We start from the raw sequence: 17,526 nt of genomic DNA, 5'->3' as shown, positions 1-17,526 counted from the left end.
GGGGGCCGGGGGCAAAGCGATGACCACCGACGTCGGCCTGGACCGCGACAGCCTCGAAATGATGCTGGCCTCACTCGATGATTTTCTCGCCGAGGCCCTGCCGGACGCTCGCCGGTTGGACCTCGACCACGACGACGTCTGCCCGGAGGAAACCGTTCGCGCGATGTGCGGTGAAGACCTCGGCGTGCAGCTGGTCTTCATCCCGGAGGAGTACGGCGGATTCGGCGGCGGGGCGTTCGACTCCTACCGTGTCTGCGAACGACTCGCCCGGTTCGACATCGGCGTAGCCACCGCCGTGCTGGCCACGTTCCTCGGCAGCGACCCGATCGTCGTCGGCGCGACCGCGCAGCAGCGCAAGGAGTGGCTGGGGCGCATCGCCGAACGGGGCATTCTATTCGCTTACGCCGCAACGGAACCCGAGGCGGGAAGCGACCTGGCCGCGATGAACACCACCGCCACACCGGTGGAAACCGACGGTCAGGTGACCGGCTACCGGCTCAACGGGCGCAAACAGTGGATCAGCAACGGCTCCATCGCGGATGCCTACTCCGTCCTGGCCCTGGCGCCGGGCGGACCGTCCTGGTTCGTCGTGGAGAAGGGCACCCCCGGCTTCTCGTCGGCGCCCCCGGAGGACAAGCACGGCATCCGGTTGTCCGACACCGCAGCGCTATTCCTCGATGACGTGCTGGTCCCGGCGGAGCACTTGGTGGGCCGGGAGGAGGGCCACGGACTTGCCCAGGCCCAACAGGTTTTCGGCTACACGCGGGTGATGGTCGCCGCATTCGGGCTCGGTGGCGGCTGGTCGGCCCTGGACCGGGCGATCACCTACTCCACCGAGCGGGTGCAGGGCGGCGCGCCGCTCTCGAACAAGCAAGGCTTTACCCACAAGCTGATCGTGCCGCATGCGGTGCGGCTGGAGGCGGCACGCGCGTTCATCGAGGAAACCGCGACCCGGATCGACAGCGGCGAGGGCGCCGGCGGCGCGCTCAACACCGAGGGCGCGATCGCCAAATACCTGGCCACCGAGGCCGGTAACGCGGCCGCCGAGGCCGCGATCCAGGCACACGGCGGATACGGCTACACCCGTCCGTACCTGGTGGAGAAGATCAAGCGCGACGTCCGGATCACCACGATCTACGAGGGCACCTCGGAGATCATGGAGATGACGATCGCGCGCGGCCGCTGGCAGCAGCACCTCAAGACGTCCGGCGCCTATTACCGCGACGCGGCTCGCGCACTTGACGATGTCCCCGGTGAATGTGGCGGGCCCACGGCGGCGCTGGCGCTGGAATGCCTTGCCGCCGTGCTGGAATCGTGCCGCGTCGGCCGGCTAACGCGCAGCCAGCACGTGTTGTTGCGGCTGGGCGAACTGATCAGCTACGCCGAGTGCGCGGGCGCACTGGCCCGCCGCGCCGCCGCGGCGGCAACCGGTGCGTTGCCGGAGAAATCGGACACCCGCTTCGACGCGGCCGCGCTGGCCGCCATCAGCCGGGTTTTCGCGCGCGACGCGGCGCTGAAGGTCGCCGAGGAGGGCTCACGGTGGGTGACCGGCGCCGGGACCGGGTCCGACCTCGCCGTCGCGCTGCCGCTCGACCGGGTGCGGGCCGCCCAGGCCGGCCTGCTGGATGACATGGACCGGGTGGGGGACGCGCTGTATCGAAGAGAGGCCGGATCATCATGACGACCACGCAACAGGAGCCGATCGCAGTGGTCGGCGTCAGCGCGATCATGCCCGACGCGCCCGACGCCGCCACCTTCTGGGCCAACATCAAGGCCGGCCGCTACAGCATCAGCGACGTGCCGCCCGAGCGCTGGGATCCGGAGCTTTACTACGACCCCGACCCCCACGCGCCCGACAAGACCTACTCCCGAATCGGTGGGTGGGTCCGCGACTTCACGTGGGAGCCGCTGGCGTGGCGGCTACCCATCCCACCGGCGGTCAGCGCGCAGATGGACGACGGTCAGAAGTGGGTGGTGGCGGCCGCCCGTTCCGCCCTGCTCGAAGCCGGGTGGCCCGACTGGACGGTGGACCCCGAACGAGTGGCGGTCATCATCGGCAGCGCCATCGGCGGCGACAAGCAGCACCGGACCAACCTGCGGATCCAGTTTCCGGCGATGATTCAAAAGTTATGCACCGCACCGTCATTCGCGGCGCTGCCGGAACCGGTGCGCGACGCCGTGCTCGCCGAGACCCGGGCCTCGTTCCTGGGTGGAATCTCCGAAATCACCGAGGACACCATGCCCGGCGAGCTCGCGAACGTGGCAGCGGGCCGGGTGGCGAACCTGTTCAACTTCCGCGGCCCCAACTTCACCACCGACGCGGCTTGCGCCTCGGGACTGGCCGCCATGTCGGCCGCCGTGCGGGGATTGCAGGCCGGCGACTTCGATGCCGCCGTGACCGGCGGCCTCGACCGCAACATGGACCCGGCGGGGTTCGTGAAGTTCTGCAAGATCGGTGCGCTGTCGGCGACCGGCACCCGCCCATTCGACGCGGGCGCCGACGGCTTCGTAATGGGTGAGGGCGCAGCGCTGTTCGTCCTCAAGCGGTTGTCCGACGCGGAACGCGACGGCGACCGGATCTACGCGGTGCTGCTCGGCATCGCCGGCTCCAGTGACGGTCGTGGCAAGGGCATCACCGCGCCCAATCCGGTGGGCCAGCGGCTCGCGGTGGAGCGCGCCTGGGCGGTGTCCGGCCTCGATCCGGCGGCGGCAACCTGCGTCGAGGCACACGGGACGTCCACCCGGGTGGGTGACGCCACCGAACTGGCCAGCCTCGCAGACGTTTTCGGTAAGGCCGGCGCGCAGCCCGGTTCGATCGCGCTGGGCTCGGTCAAGTCCAACATCGGCCACCTCAAGGGCGCGGCCGGTGCCGCCGGCCTGTTCAAGACGGTGCTCAGCCTGCACGACAAGGTGCTGGTGCCCAGCCTGCATTTCGAGCAGCCGAACCCCAACGTGGACTGGAATGACATCCCGTTCCGGGTCAACACCGAACTGAGCGAATGGCCGGCACCGGACAACGGGGTGCGGTGCGCCGGGGTCAGCTCTTTCGGGTTCGGCGGCACCAATTTCCATGCCGTGCTCGAGGAGTATGTGCCCGGTCGGCATCGCCCGCCGGGGGAGGCCCGCTCCTACCCGGGCGCGACCATCGAGCAGCGCTCCGCGCCGGCGACGGACGCACCCGTCGCGGCGAAGGCCCCGCTGCGGGGCGCGGCGGTGGTCGGCGGCGCGGATGACTCCGACGTCGCCGCACAGCTGGACCGGCTTGCCGCACGGGCGTCGGCCGGCCAGGCCCCCGCGGTGGCCCCACCGGACCCCACCCTGGCGAGCGCGCCCGTTCGGGTTGCCATCGACTATGCCGACGCGGCCGACCTCGCCACCAAGGCGACGAAGGCAGCCGGCGCGCTGCGGCACGGTGACCCGGCCGTGTGGCGGATGCTGCGGGTGCAGGGCGTCTTCGTCGGCCGCGGCGCACCGGGCAAGGTCGCGTTCCTCTATACCGGTCAGGGCTCGCAATACGTCAACATGCTTTCCGACCTGCGCGCCCGGGAGCCGATCGTCCAAGCGATGTTCGACGAAGCCGACCGCGTCACCAGACATCTGCTGGACAAGCCGCTCACCGACTACATCTTCACCGACAGCACCGATGAGGCTGTTGCGCAACGGCTCTCGCAGCAACTCATGCAAACCGAGATCACCCAGCCGGCCGTCCTGGCCACGGATCTCGCCCTGGCCCGGCTGCTCGATGCCTACGGCGTGCGGCCGGACATGGTGATCGGCCACAGCCTGGGCGAATACGGCGCCTTGATGGCCGCCGACGCGCTGTCGCTGGACGCCGCCCTGGAAGCCGCCAGCGTCCGCGGCCGGGCGATGGCCGACCTGCCCGGTCCCGACAACGGTGCGATGGCGGCCGTGACCGGTCCGCTGTCCGAGATCGAGCGGATCGTCGGGGCCACCGACGGCTACGTCGTCGTCGCCAACATCAACAGCACCAATCAGGCTGTCATCGGCGGCGCCACCGACGCCGTCGAGCGTGCCGTCGCCGCACTGCAGGCCGCCGGCATGAGCGCCTCCCGCCTCCCGGTCAGCCACGCGTTCCACACCGCGATCGTCGCGCCGGTCAGCGAACCACTGAAGACCGCCCTGCGCCGGCTCGGCATGAGCGCGCCCCGGCTGCCGGTGGTGTCCAACGTGACCGGTGACTTCTATCCGGCGGACGCCGACCTCGACACCGTGCTGGACCTGCTCTCCCGTCAGGTGGCCTCGCCGGTGCGGTTCGTCGACGGACTGCGCACGTTGTACGACGCGGGCGCCCGCGTCTTCGTCGAGGTTGGCCCGAAGAAGGCGCTGCACGGCTTCGTCGAAGACGTGCTCGGTGACGATGTGTTGGCGCTCTTCACCAATCACCCGAAAACCGGCGATGTCGCCTCGTTCAACCGGGCGCTGTGCGGGCTGTATGCCGCCGGGCTGGGATTCGGCTCGCCTGCCGCGGCGGGTACGGCCACCGCCGCCGTGGCGAGCGCCCCGCAAGCCGCAATGCCGGATGGGAGATCCGCGATGATCAGCGAAGCACCGGTGGTGATCACCGGTGCGGCGCTTGGGCTGCCCGGTGTCGAGCGCGTTTTCGACGACGAAAACGTCGCCCGGATCCTCGACGGTCAACAGTTCATCGACACCATCCCGCACCGGCTCCGCCGGTCGATGCTCGACCGGCACATCACCCGCCTGGTCAAGCGGGAATCGGGCGACCCCACGTTCGAGACGATCGACAACGAGGCCGACGTCATCAAACTGGCCGGGCGCAGCGCACCGCTGGACGTGGTCGCCGAGTTCGCGGTCGACACCGCCCGCGATGCCGCGCTGGACTCGACCACCAAGCTGGCGATCGGGGCGGGCTTCGACGCGCTGCGCGACGCCGGAATCCCGCTGGTCATGCACTACAAGACCACGACGCTGGGCACCCAGCTGCCCGACCGGTGGGGGCTGCCCGACTCGATGCGCGACGACACCGGCGTCATCTTCGCCTCCGCGTTCCCGGGTTACGACAACTTCGCCCGCGACCTCGAGCACTACTACGTCGACCGGAGCAACCGGGAGCATCTCCTCGCACTGGAGGCGGTGCGCGCCCGGATGAGCGGCGACGAACCGGCCGTGACGGAGGTCGACCGGCGCATCCACGAGCTGCGTCACGCGTGCGAGTCCAACCCGTACCGGTTCGACCGCCGGTTCATCTTCCGCTGCCTGGCGATGGGCCATTCACAATTCGCCGAGATCATCGGCGCGCGCGGGCCCAACACGCAGGTCAATGCCGCATGCGCGAGCACCACGCAGGCGACCTCGCTCGCCGAGGACTGGATCCGGGTCGGCCGCTGCCGCCGGGTGATCGTCGTCTCCGCCGACGACGCCAGCTCCGACGCCCTGCTGCCCTGGCTGGGGTCCGGCTTCCTGGCGTCCGGCGCCGCCGCCACCGACGACATCGTCGAGGAGGCCGCCACTCCGTTCGACCGGCGGCGGCACGGCATGATTCTCGGCATGGGCGCGGCCGCCTTCGTGGTGGAGTCCGCCGAGTCCGCCGCCGAACGCGGGCTGCAACCCATCTGCGAGGTCCTCGGCACCGTCACCGCCAACAGCGCCTTCCATGGCACCAGGCTCGACGTCGAGCACATCGGCGGCGTCATGGAACACCTGGTTGCCCAGGCCGAAGCTCGCGGCGTGGACCGCCACGCCATCGCGCCGAACACCGTGTTCGTCTCACACGAGACATACACGCCGGCCCGCGGGGGCAGCGCCGCGGCCGAAATCAATGCCCTGCGAAGGGTTTTCGGGTCTGACGCAGACGCCGTGGTCATCACCAACACCAAGGGCTTCACCGGGCACGCGATGGGCGCCGGCATCGAGGACATCGTGGCGATCAAGTCGCTGGAGACCGGGCTGGTTCCCCCCGTCCCGAACTTCAAGGAACCCGACCCGGAGCTGGGCCGGCTGAACCTGTCGGTGGGCGGAAGCTATCCGGTGCAATACGCGCTCCGGTTGGGCGCCGGGTTCGGTTCACAGATCGCGATGACGCTACTGCGCTGGACCCCGGTTCCCGACGGCCGTCACCGGCCCCCGGACGAACTCGGTTACGAGTACCGGATCATCGACCGCACCGCCTGGCGGCGCTGGCTCGCGCAGGTGTCGGGCAGGCCCGATGCCGACCTGGAGATCGTGCAGCACCGGCTGCGGATCGTGGACACCGGAGCGCCGGTGCCCGCTCCGCGGGCCCCGGTGGCCGCCGCGGTGCCCGCCCCGGCGCAGGAACCGGCGGTGCTGTCGGCGCCGGAACCGGCGGCAGTGGCGGCCGCGGACGAGGTCATCGATGTGGTGGTGGGCACGGTGGCCGAGTTGACCGGCTATCCGCGTGAATTGTTGGATCTGGACTTGGATTTGGAGGCCGATCTTGGGGTGGACACGGTCAAGCAGGCCGAGATTTTCGCTGCGATTCGGGAGCACTACGGGGTGGCTCGTGATGAGAACCTCAAGCTTCGTGATTTTCCGACGCTGAACCATGTGATCGCCTGGATCCGCGACAAGGCCGGTGTGGCGGGGCCTGCCGCCGAGGTGCCTGCGCCCGCGCCGGTCCCGGCGGCGGCCGCCCCGGCGGTGCCGGCTGGGGACGAGGTCATCGATGTGGTGGTGGGCACGGTGGCCGAGTTGACCGGCTATCCGCGTGAATTGTTGGATCTGGACTTGGATTTGGAGGCCGATCTTGGGGTGGACACGGTCAAGCAGGCCGAGATTTTCGCTGCGATTCGGGAGCACTACGGGGTGGCTCGTGATGAGAACCTCAAGCTTCGTGATTTTCCGACGCTGAACCATGTGATCGCCTGGATCCGCGACAAGGCGGAGGCGCAGGCCCACCCAAAAGCGCCCACTGAGGCAGCGCAGGCGGCGCAAAGCGCCGTCGCGGTGCCGCCGACCATCGAGGGCGACATTGCCGCCACCGACCGGATCACCCGACGGGTGCCCGTACCCGCGCTGCGACCAGAGCTCGCGGCCTGCGTGCCCACCGGAGTCACGCTCGGCAAGGGCACGCGCGTCGCCGTCATGGGCGACGAAGGCGGCGTCGCGGATGCGTTGACGGCGCGGCTGACCCGGCTCGGCGTCGACGTGGTCGCGCTGCGGCCCGACGACGACGTCAGCGCCGTCCTGAGCGACGAGGTCGACGGCGTCTACTGGCTGGCGGCCCTCGACGACGAGGGCCCGCTGGAGCGCTTGGACCTCGCCGGCTGGCGAGAAGCGTTGCGGCGCCGGGTGCGCAACCTCTACACCACCATGCGGCACCTGTACGAGCGCAGCCCGTTCCTGGTCGTGGCCACCCGGCTGGGCGGATACCACGGCTACGACGCGACCGGGGCGACCTGCCCCCTGGGTGGCGCGGTCACCGGGTTCGCCAAGGCGTACCGGCGCGAGCGCCCCGAGGCGCTGGTGAAGGCCGTCGACTTCCCGGTCAACCGCAAGACCGCGGCGCTGGCCGACGCGCTGATCGATGAGACCCTGCGCGACCCCGGTTGCGTCGAGGTCGGTCACGCCGATGGCCGCCGCTGGGGCGTCGGGCTCGCGGAGCGACCGTTCTCCGCCGAGGCGAGCGAGCCTCTCGGCCCCGACCCGGTGTTCCTCGTCACCGGGGCCGCCGGCAGCATCGTGTCGGCGATCACCGCCGATCTCGCCGCGGCCTGGCGGGGCACCTTCCACCTGCTGGACCTCACTCCGGAACCCGACCCGGCCGACCCCGACCTGCGCCGGTACACCGAAGACCGCGACGGGTTAAAGGTCGAACTGGCGGATCGGATGCGCGCGCGGGGCGAGCGCCCGACACCGGTCCTGATCGAGCGGGAACTGGCCCGCCTGGAGCGCCTGCAGGCCGCGCTGGCCGCAATTCGTGCCGTCGAGGCCGCCGGTGGTTCGGCGCGCTACCACAGCGTCGACCTCACCGACGCGGCCGCGGTGGACGAAGTGATGGCGCAGGTGCGGGAGGCCAGCGGCCGCGTCGACGTCCTGCTGCACGCCGCCGGGGTCGAGGTCAGCCACGGGCTCCCCGACAAGGAGCCCGCCGAGTTCGACCTGGTGCTCGGGGTCAAGGGTGACGGGTTGTTCAACGTGCTGCATGCCGACCTTCCGCTGGGCGCCGTCGTGGCGTTCAGCTCGGTCGCCGGCCGGTTCGGCAACATGGGCCAGACCGACTACAGCGCCGCCAACGACCTGCAGTGCAAGATCCTGAGCAATTTGCGCCGCACCCGTCCGGAGGTAAGGACGCTGGCGATCGACTGGACCGCCTGGGGCGGCATCGGCATGGCCACCCGCGGACCGATCCCGAAGATCATGGCGGCCGCCGGGGTCGAGATGCTGCCGCCCGAGGCGGGGGTGGCGTGGATCAGGCGCGAACTGGGCGCCGGCCTGACCGACGGCGAGGTCGTCGTCGCCGGGGCGCTCGGTGGGCTCACCGCCGAACCGCACGACACCGGCGGCGTCAACCCGGCCTCGCTGACGCCGGACGGTCCGATGATCGGCGAGGTCGTCCGCGCCAGTGTGCACGACGGGCTGGTGCTGCACACCACCCTCGACCCGGCCACCCGGCCGTTCCTGGATCACCACCGCATCGAGGGCACACCGGTGCTGCCCGGCGTGATGGGCATGGAGACCTTCGCCGAAGCCGCGCGGCTGCTGGCGCCCGACCTGCACGTCGCCGCCATCGAGAACGTCGACTTCCGGGCCCCGCTCAAGTTCTATCGGGACGAGCCGCGCACCCTGACGGTGACGGCCCTGGTACGCCCCGACGGGGACGACCTCGTCGCCGAATGCCGGCTGTCGGCCGAACGCACACTGCCCGGCAGCGACCAGCCGCAGCGCACCGTGCACTTCACCGGCTCGGTGCGGCTGACGGCCGAGCCGGCGACCCTCGCCGACGGCGGCGCTGCTGGCGGCGGCGAAGTGCCCGCCCTGAGCCCGGAGCAGGTCTACCGGCTCTACTTCCACGGCCCGGCCTATCGGGTGGTCGGTTCGGCGTGGAGGTGCGACGACGGCGCGGCCGCCCGATTCGTCGCCGAGCTGCCACCGCAAACCGGCGAGCCGGTGCTGATCGGGCCGCGACTCGTCGAGCTGTGCTTCCAGACCGTGGGGCTGTTCGAGGCCGGCACCGAGGGTGTCCTGGCCCTGCCGCTGCATGTCGATGCGCTGCACCTGAACGGGACCCCGACCGAAGGGGCCGGGCTCGTAGCGACCGCGCGGCCGGACGGGCGCGGCGGTTTCGTCTGCACCGTCCGCGACGACGAAGGCAGGCCGGTGCTGCGGCTCGACGGATACCGCACCGTGCCGTTGCCGCAGCCACCGCCCGCGGACGTCGTCGCCCCGATCCGCGCTGTCATGCGCGGCTGAGGGAAGTTCGCTATGGACAACGAGATTCGCCGGCTGGCGATCGTCAACCGCGGTGAACCCGCGGTTCGCGCGCTGACCGCGGTGGCCGAACTCAATCAGGCCGGGGACCAACCGCCCATCCGGACCATCGTGTTCTATACGGACGCCGACGCCGACGCCTGGTATGTGCGCCAGGCCGACGAGGCCGTGCTGCTGGGAACCGCGACCTTCGCCGACCCGGCCGACGGCACCCGCCGGTCGCGCTACCTCGACCAGCCGGCGGTGATGGCGGCGCTGCGCGAGAGTGCGGCCGACGCCGTGTGGGTCGGGTGGGGATTCCTCGCCGAGCACGCGTCTTTCGCGCAGGCGTGCGAGGAGGCCGGCATCGTCTTCGTCGGGCCGGGCAGCGCCACCATCCGGCGGCTCGGGGACAAGGTGGCCGCCAAACGGCTCGCCGAGCAGGTGGACGTCCCGGTGGTGTGCTGGAGCGGCGGGCCGGTCGACGACGTGGCCCACGCCAGCGCACTCGCGACCACGCTCGGCTATCCGCTTCTGGTCAAGGCGGCCGCCGGCGGAGGCGGCCGCGGGATCCGAACGGTTTACAGCCCCGCCGAACTCTCCGCGGCACTGCCCTCGGCGCGGGCCGAGGCGCAGCTGGCGTTCGGTGACCCGACGGTGTTTTTGGAGAAGCTCGTGCCGGCCGCCCGTCACGTCGAAGTACAGGTGATCGCCGACCACTACGGCACCGTGTGGGCGGCAGGGGTCCGCGACTGCACCTTGCAGCGCCGCAGGCAGAAGGTGCTGGAGGAGTCGGCGTCAACGGTGCTCGACGCCGCCGGGGAACGGGCAATCCGCGAAGCGGCGGTGCGCCTGGCCGCCGCGGCGGGCTACCGCAACGCCGGCACGGTCGAGTTCCTGGTCGACCCGGGCACCGGGGACTTCCTGTTCATGGAGGTCAACACCCGGCTGCAGGTCGAGCACCCGGTGACCGAGGTGACCACCGGGCTGGACCTGGTGAAGCTGCAGCTCCACGTGGCTCGGGGCGGGCGGCTGGTCGGCTCGCCGCCGCAGGTGTCGGGGCATGCGATCGAGGCCCGGGTATGCGCCGAGGATCCCGAGGAGGCGTTCACCCCCGCGCCGGGCCGGTTGACCTGCCTGCGCCTGCCGACCGGCAACGGCATCCGCGTCGACGCGGGCGTGCGCGAAGGTGACCGGATCCCGCCCGATTTCGACTCGATGATCGCCAAGGTCGTCGCCTGGGGAAGTGACCGCACCGAGGCCCTCGCCCGGCTGCGTCGCGCACTGCTGGACACCACGATCGTGGTGGAAGGCGGCACCACCAACCGCTCGTTCCTGCTGAGCCTGCTGAATCGACCGGAGGTGCGCGACGGGCGTTTCGACAATCACTGGCTGGACCGGCTGACCGCGGAGGCGGCGCACCTGCCCGCCCCGGACCCGGTCGCCCTGCTGGTCGCCGCCGTCGAGTCGTACGACCATGACGAGGTCACCGAGCGGGCCGCGTTCCACGCCCGCGCCGCCCGCGGCGGTGCCGAAACCTCGGCAGAGGTGGGACACCGATGCCGCCTGCGTTACCGGGGCCAGCGATACATCGTGGACGTTTACCGCACCGGTGCCCGTACCTACCGCGTCACCGGCGCCGGCACCGCGGACGTCACGGTCTCCGACCGCGACGGCTACGAGCGGCGGGTGGTGGTCGGCGGCGTGGCGCACCGGGTGCTGTCGGTGGTGGAAGGTGCCACCCTGCGCGTCGAGATCGACGGCGTCGCGCACACCGTGTCGCGCGACGACGGGGGCCTGGTGCGCAGCCCCGGGCCCGCGTTCGTGGTCTCGGTCCTCGTCGAGCCCGGTGACCAGGTCGTCGAGGGCGACCGGCTCGCCGTGCTGGAGAGCATGAAGATGGAAACCACTCTCACAGCGCCGTTCGCCGGCACCGTCGCCTCGGTCGAAGCCGGCGCGAACGTGCAGGTGGAAGCGGGAGCGCCGGTGGTCCGCATCGCGACGTCCGACGCCCGTCAGCGCGTCGGCGCGGCCGCTGTCGACTTCACCGGCCTGCGCGTCGCGGAGCCACCCGGAACGCCGGCGTGCGAGCGCGTGTACGGCGCGCTGCGCTCCTACCTGCTCGGCTACGACCTGGATCCCACCTCGGTTCAGGCCATGCTGAGCCGGCAGCGCCGGCTGGGCGAGATCGCGACGCCCACCGACACCGACCTGTTGCGTTGCGAGGACAGCTTGCTGGACCTGTTCATCGACGTCGGGTCGCTGTACCGGCCGCGCGGCGAGGTCGAGCCCGAGGAGGCGCTCGTCGACGGCAGTACTCGGGAGTACCTGCTGTCGTTCCTGCAGTGGCTGGACGCGGACCGGGCCGGGCTGCCGGACTCGTATCGGCGCCGGCTGGAGCACGCGCTATCGCGGTACGGGGTGCGTGGGCTGGAACGCACGCCCGAGCTCGAGGAAGCCGTTGTCTGGATGTTCCGCTCATTTCGCCGGGTCGGCGAGCTGGCCGGGGCGGTGACCGCCATCCTCGAGCGCCGACTCCGCCACCGTGCCGAGCTGGCGAAGGTGGCCGACCCCGAGATGCGATCCCGGCTTGACCGGCTGGCGGCCATGCAGGGTCGCCAGCGCAACGTCGCGGACCTGGCTCGCGATGTGCGGTTCCACTACTTCGACGAGCCGCTGCTGGCGGCGACCGTCACCCACGAGTACTCCCGTGTGCAGCGCGATCTCGATGCGCTGCGGGACGAACCCGACGGCGCCGGCCGGTCCCGCCGGATCGACCGCCTCGTCGCATGCCCGCAGCCGCTGCGTGCCGAGCTGCTGCGGCGATGGCGTTCCAGCCGCGACCCGGGGCTGCACCGGGTATTGGCGGAGGTGTACATCCGCCGGTTCTACCGGATCCGGCGACTGCGCAACGTGGCCGTCGGTGAACATGACGGATGGATGTTGGGCAGTGCGGACTACAACTTCGAGAGCAAGCACGTTCACCTGGTCACGGCGTACGCGCCCTGGGCAGAACTGCCCGAGCTATCCGCGGCGATCGCCGGGCAGTTGCGGACCGCCGACCCCGATCGGCAGGTCGTGGTGGATTTGGAGCTGTGGCGGCACGGCGAGGCGGCGGATATCGACACCGTCATCGCGGAAGCCGAAAAGCTGCTCGCCGGATGCCATTTCGGGCGCCTGTTGTGGCGCCTGGATCTGACCGTGACAACCCTCGACGGGGCCGCGCCGGAGCGCTTCCGCACCCACCACGTGACCTACCGGCAGCGGGACGGTCAATTCGTCGAGGACGCGCTTTATCGCAATCTGCATCCGATGTTGGCCAAGCGGCTCGAGTTGTGGCGGCTGGCGAACTTCGAACTGCGGCGGCTGCGCTCGGCCGAAGACGTGTACGTGTTCCACGCGGTGGCCCACGACAATCCCACCGATCACCGGCTTTTCGCGCTCGCAGAAGTGCGTGACCTGACGCCGGTGCGGGCCGCGGGCGGCGCGGTGCGATACCCGCGCCTGGAGCTGATGGGTCTGCTGGCTCTATCGGCGATGCAGGAAGCGCTGACCACGTTCGAGGCGCGCAACCGGCCGGCCACCAACCGGATGGTGCTCTACGTGCGGCCCCCGTGGGAGGTTTCCCGCGCGGCGTGGGACGAACTGGCCGGATCGTTGGCACCGCTGGCGGTCGGCGCCGGGCTGGAGAAGGTGGTGCTGCGTGTGCGCTACCCCGACGGTCGCGATGCCGTGCTCGACCTGGAGGGCTTAGACGGGGGCATGACGATACGCGAACGCCCGCCGGACAAGCAGCCCGTCCGCCCGTTGACGGCGTATCAGCAGAAGCTATTGCGCGCCAATCGCTTTGGTGCCCCCTATCCGTACGAGATCGTGCGGATGCTCACGCCTCCGCCCGGGGCCGTATCCCGGTTTCCCGCCGGGCGGTTCGTCGAGCACGACCTGGACGAGCAGGGCAGCCTGGCACCGGTGTCGCGGCCGTACGGGAACAACAGCGCCAACATCGTCGTCGGCCTGCTCGGCAACGACACCGAGAAAATCCCGGAGGGCATGACCCGGGTGGCGCTGTTCGGCGATCCGACCCGCGGACTGGGCAACCTGGCCGAGCCGGAATGCCGGCGCATCATCGCTGCGCTGGATCTGGCCGAGCGGATGCGGGTGCCGGTCGAGTGGTTCGCGCTGTCTTCCGGGGCGAAGATCGCGATGGACAGCGGCACGGAGAACATGGACTGGATCGCCGCCGTCCTGCGCCGTCTCATCGAGTTCACCCAGTCCGGCGGGGAGGTGAACATCGTTGTCACCGGGGTGAACGTGGGCGCGCAGCCGTACTGGAACGGCGAGTCGACGATGCTGATGCACACGCGGGGCATCCTGGTGATGACGCCGGCCAGCGCGATGGTGCTGACCGGTAAACAGGCACTGGACTTTTCCGGCGGGGTGTCCGCCGAAGACAACTTCGGTATCGGCGGTTTCGACCGCATCATGGGACCCAACGGACAGGGCCAGTATTGGGCTCCCACGCTGGCCGACGCCTGCGACATCCTGCTGCGCCATTACGAGTACACCTACGTGCCGCCCGGCGAGCGGTGGCCGCGCCGGCGCACCACCACCGACCCGGTGGACCGTGACGTGCGATCCGCGCCGCACTCCGGGTGCGACATGGCAACGGTTGGCGAAATCTTCTCCGCCGAACACAATCCCGAGCGGAAGAAACCGTTCGACATGCGCTCGGTGATGCGGGCCGCGGCCGACGCCGACTCCGCGCCGCTGGAACGCTGGAGTCATTGGCGCGGCGCGGAGACCGCGATCGTGTGGGACGCCCACATCGGCGGAATCCCGGTGTGCCTGCTCGGAATCGAGTCGCACACCGTGCCCCGGCGCGGATTCGTGCCCGCGGGCGGCCCCACCTCGTGGTCGTCGGGAACGCTGTTTCCCCAGTCGTCCCGCAAGCTCGCCCGCGCGATCAACGCGGCCAGCGGCAACCGCCCGGTCGTCGTGCTGGCTAACCTGTCCGGTTTCGACGGCTCGCCGGAATCCATGCGGCGCTGGCAACTGGAATACGGGGCCGAAATCGGCCGCGCGGTGACGAATTTCCGCGGGCCGATCGTCTTCGTCGTGGTGTCCCGCTACCACGGCGGCGCGTTCGTGGTCTTTTCGACGAAACTCAACGACCGGCTGGAGATCGCCGCCGTCGAGGGCTCATTCGCCTCCGTGATCGGCGGTGCACCGGCGGCCGCGACCGTCTTCGTCCGGGACGTCGAGGCGCGCACCGATTCCGATCCGCGAGTCCGCGAGGCCACCGAAACAGCCCGCGACGCAATGGGTTCCGATGCCGCGAGCGCGCGGGCCCACCTCGCCGAGCTCACGGCGGCGGTCCACGCCGAGAAGCTCAGCGAAGTGGCCGACGAGTTCGATCGCGTGCACACGGTCGAGCGCGCGCTGGCGGTCGGCTCGGTCAACCACATCATCACCGCCCGCGGGCTGCGGCCCTACCTCGTCGACGCGCTAGACCGGGGAATGTCAACCCTGTAGCGGCCGGTCGAGCCAAGAATGCCGCGGTTGGGCCGCCGCCAGCACGCCGGGATCGCCAAGGGCGGCAGGCGGTTCGGCCGCCGCCGCGATCACCTCAGTGGCCACCGTGAGCACGAAACGACCGTCTCGCCGCCACCAGCCCGGAAATACCGTCCCCTCCGCGGCGCGCACCGTCAGCTCGCCCCAGCCGTCACCGCGCGGGGCCGCCAGCGCCACCTCCAGGGAGCGGGTGTCCCGGCGCAGTCCGGTGCGCAACACCTTGAGCGCGCTTTCTTTCGCAGACCAGATCAGGTTCGCCGCCATGTCTCGCTCTTCGCCGGCGGCGCGCGAGGCAACGAGTTCCTGCTCGGTCGCGGTGAGGAAGTCGAGAACGAAGCCCGGTGTGCGTGGCTCCACCAGCTCCAGGTCGCAGCCGACCGGCGACTCCGCGCCCTCGCCCGCCGCCGGGCGCGCCACGCAGACCGCCCAACCCGCGCGGTCGGTGATCGACACCTCCAACTCGAGCGTGGTTCCCTCGACGCACACGTATGGGGCGCCGCTGGGCGCGTTGCGGATCTCGATGCCGGCGAGGGCCGCCGGGTCGGTGGGCCGGCCGCTCACCGCGGCGACGGCGTGCTTGGCGACCAGCCGCCGGAGCAGATATTCGCTGCGCCGCTTGGTAAACCGCAGCGCGGCCAGGCTGGCCGCCTCCGCCGGCGTCAGCCATTGTTCACCGGCGGGCAGGTCGTCCTCGCCCATAGCGAGCCAGCGGACTTCCACCTCATCCCCCGCGGGCAAGCGCGGTCGCCCGATCGGTGGCTTCGCGGATCGGACCGCGCCACAAGTCGCCGTGGCCGGGCGCCAGCGTCTCTGTCTCCAGGAGGGCCAGCGCGGCCAGGCTGCGGACGCAATCGTCCTGGCTGTGGCTGAACACCGCCGGCAGCAGCTGCGGCCCACGGCGACGCAGCAACGGATGGCCGGTGATCAGCGCGTCGCCACTGGCCAGCACACCGTCGACTAGATACGAGCAGTGCCCGCCGGTGTGTCCCGGGGTGGGAATTGCCATCGGGCGGCCCGGCAGACCGGCGGCCACCTCGGCGGTCAGCGGCTGGGTGGACGGGATGCCGTCTCGGATCAGGCCGCCGCTGCGCACCACGTGCAGGCCCCACACCGCCCATCGGGGGCGCCAAATGCGAAGTGCGACGTCGAAAATCGAGACCTGCTCCAGGTACTCGCGCTTCGCGTGCCCTACTTCGTCCGCGTGGCAGTACACCTTCGTGCCGTAGGTGTTGGCGAACCAGATCGCCGAGCCCAGGTGGTCGATGTGTGCGTGCGTCAGCAGGATGGCGCGCACGTCGCCGGCGTCGTAGCCCAGTTCCCGCAGCGAAGCGAGCACGTCGTCGCGGTCCCCGGGATAGCCGGCGTCGATCAGCATCACGCCGGTGTCGTCGGCGACCACCGTCCAGTTCACGGCGTGGCCCTGAGCGAGGTACACCGTGTCGGTGACTTGAACGAGAGTCGGCGCCGGTCCCATGCCCGCGAGTTTAGGAGCGATCGCCACGAGGAGTAGAAATGACCCGTGGCTGAACTGAAACTTGGATACAAAGCGTCCGCCGAACAATTCGCACCTCGTGAGCTCGTCGAACTGGCCGTCGCCGCCGAAGGCCACGGCATGGACAGCGCGACCGTCAGCGACCATTTCCAGCCGTGGCGGCACGAGGGCGGGCACGCGCCGTTCTCGCTGGCCTGGATGACGGCGGTCGGGGAGCGTACCGAACGGATCGTGCTGGGCACGTCGGTGCTCACCCCGACGTTCCGATACAACCCCGCGGTGATCGCGCAGGCGTTCGCCACCATGGCCTGCCTGTACCCGAACCGGATCTTCCTGGGCGTCGGCACCGGAGAGGCGTTGAACGAGATCGCCACCGGCTACGAGGGCGACTGGCCGGAGTTCAAGGAGCGCTTCGCGCGGCTGCGCGAATCGGTGCGGTTGATGCGGGAGTTGTGGCGCGGTGACCGCGTCGACTTCGACGGCGAGTACTACCGCCTCAAGGGCGCCTCGATCTACGACGTGCCGGAGGGTGGCGTGCCCATCTACATCGCCGCCGGCGGCCCGGCGGTGGCCAAATACGCGGGTCGCGCCGGCGACGGCTTCATCTGCACGTCCGGCAAGGGCGAAGAGCTGTACAAGGACAAGCTCATCCCCGCCGTCAAGGAAGGCGCCGCCGCCGCGGAACGCAACGTCGACGACGTCGACAAGATGATAGAGATCAAGATCTCCTACGACCCGGATCCCGAGCTGGCGCTGGAGAACACGCGGTTCTGGGCGCCGCTGTCGTTGACCGCCGAGCAGAAACACAGCATCGACGACCCGATCGAGATGGAGAAGGCGGCCGACGCGCTGCCGATCGAGCAGGTCGCCAAGCGCTGGATCGTGGCGTCGGACCCCGACGAGGCCGTCGAGAAGGTGGCCCAGTACGTGGGATGGGGCCTGAACCACTTGGTGTTCCACGCGCCCGGCCACGACCAGCGTCGCTTCCTGGAGCTGTTCGAGAAGGACCTCGCGCCCAGGCTGCGCAGGCTGGCCTCATAGGGCGGGCATTCAGC

General features: G+C 70.4%; 6 protein-coding genes. 4 read left to right on the top strand and 2 right to left on the bottom strand.

Features of this window, described 5'->3' with window-relative positions:
• Positions 1-19 precede the first annotated feature (19 nt).
• The 3 genes from A5756_RS16845 to A5756_RS16835 are packed head-to-tail and all read left to right on the top strand — an operon-like array spanning position 20 to position 14,940.
• Positions 20-1,681: an acyl-CoA dehydrogenase family protein gene (locus A5756_RS16845; RefSeq protein ID WP_066954577.1), complete on the top strand. Its 1,662-nt coding sequence runs from the start codon at positions 20-22 to the stop codon at positions 1,679-1,681.
• Entirely contained in the window at positions 1,678-9,411 is a 7,734-nt protein-coding gene (locus tag A5756_RS16840) for a type I polyketide synthase (RefSeq protein ID WP_066954574.1), read from the top strand. The genes A5756_RS16845 and A5756_RS16840 overlap by 4 nt, the downstream gene beginning before the upstream one ends.
• A gap of 12 nt (positions 9,412-9,423) precedes the next feature.
• Positions 9,424-14,940, top strand: coding sequence for a biotin carboxylase N-terminal domain-containing protein (locus A5756_RS16835; protein WP_066954571.1), 5,517 nt, complete (start codon positions 9,424-9,426; stop codon positions 14,938-14,940).
• Here A5756_RS16835 and A5756_RS16830 read toward each other — a convergent pair.
• The gene (locus tag A5756_RS16830) at positions 14,929-15,678 is read right to left on the bottom strand and encodes a 4'-phosphopantetheinyl transferase superfamily protein (protein ID WP_156659577.1); all 750 of its coding nucleotides are present in this window, start codon (positions 15,676-15,678) and stop codon (positions 14,929-14,931) included. The genes A5756_RS16835 and A5756_RS16830 overlap by 12 nt on opposite strands.
• Before the next feature lie 22 nt (positions 15,679-15,700).
• Positions 15,701-16,453 (bottom strand): MBL fold metallo-hydrolase, encoded by a 753-nt coding sequence (locus A5756_RS16825; protein WP_066954565.1) that lies wholly within the window; start codon positions 16,451-16,453, stop codon positions 15,701-15,703.
• A 45-nt stretch (positions 16,454-16,498) separates the two neighbouring features.
• Between A5756_RS16825 and fgd the strand changes: the two genes are divergently transcribed.
• Positions 16,499-17,512 carry a glucose-6-phosphate dehydrogenase (coenzyme-F420) gene (fgd, locus tag A5756_RS16820; protein ID WP_066954562.1) on the top strand — a complete coding sequence of 338 codons (1,014 nt, stop codon included), beginning with the start codon at positions 16,499-16,501 and terminating at the stop codon, positions 17,510-17,512.
• Positions 17,513-17,526 lie beyond the last annotated feature (14 nt).

The organism is Mycobacterium sp. 852002-53434_SCH5985345, from assembly GCF_001667155.1.
In the GTDB taxonomy this organism is placed as follows: domain Bacteria; phylum Actinomycetota; class Actinomycetes; order Mycobacteriales; family Mycobacteriaceae; genus Mycobacterium.
The sequence above is the reverse complement of the archived record's forward strand: the minus strand, read 5'-3'. Positions and strand labels throughout refer to the sequence as shown.

Excerpts from the sequence above, each read along its gene's own strand:
- A5756_RS16845 (WP_066954577.1), top strand. The coding sequence starts at position 20 with ATGACCACCGACGTCGGCCTGGACCGCGACAGCCTCGAAATGATGCTG.
- A5756_RS16840 (WP_066954574.1), top strand. The coding sequence starts at position 1,678 with ATGACGACCACGCAACAGGAGCCGATCGCAGTGGTCGGCGTCAGCGCG.
- A5756_RS16835 (WP_066954571.1), top strand. The coding sequence starts at position 9,424 with ATGGACAACGAGATTCGCCGGCTGGCGATCGTCAACCGCGGTGAACCC.
- A5756_RS16830 (WP_156659577.1), bottom strand. The coding sequence starts at position 15,678 with ATGGGCGAGGACGACCTGCCCGCCGGTGAACAATGGCTGACGCCGGCG.
- A5756_RS16825 (WP_066954565.1), bottom strand. The coding sequence starts at position 16,453 with ATGGGACCGGCGCCGACTCTCGTTCAAGTCACCGACACGGTGTACCTC.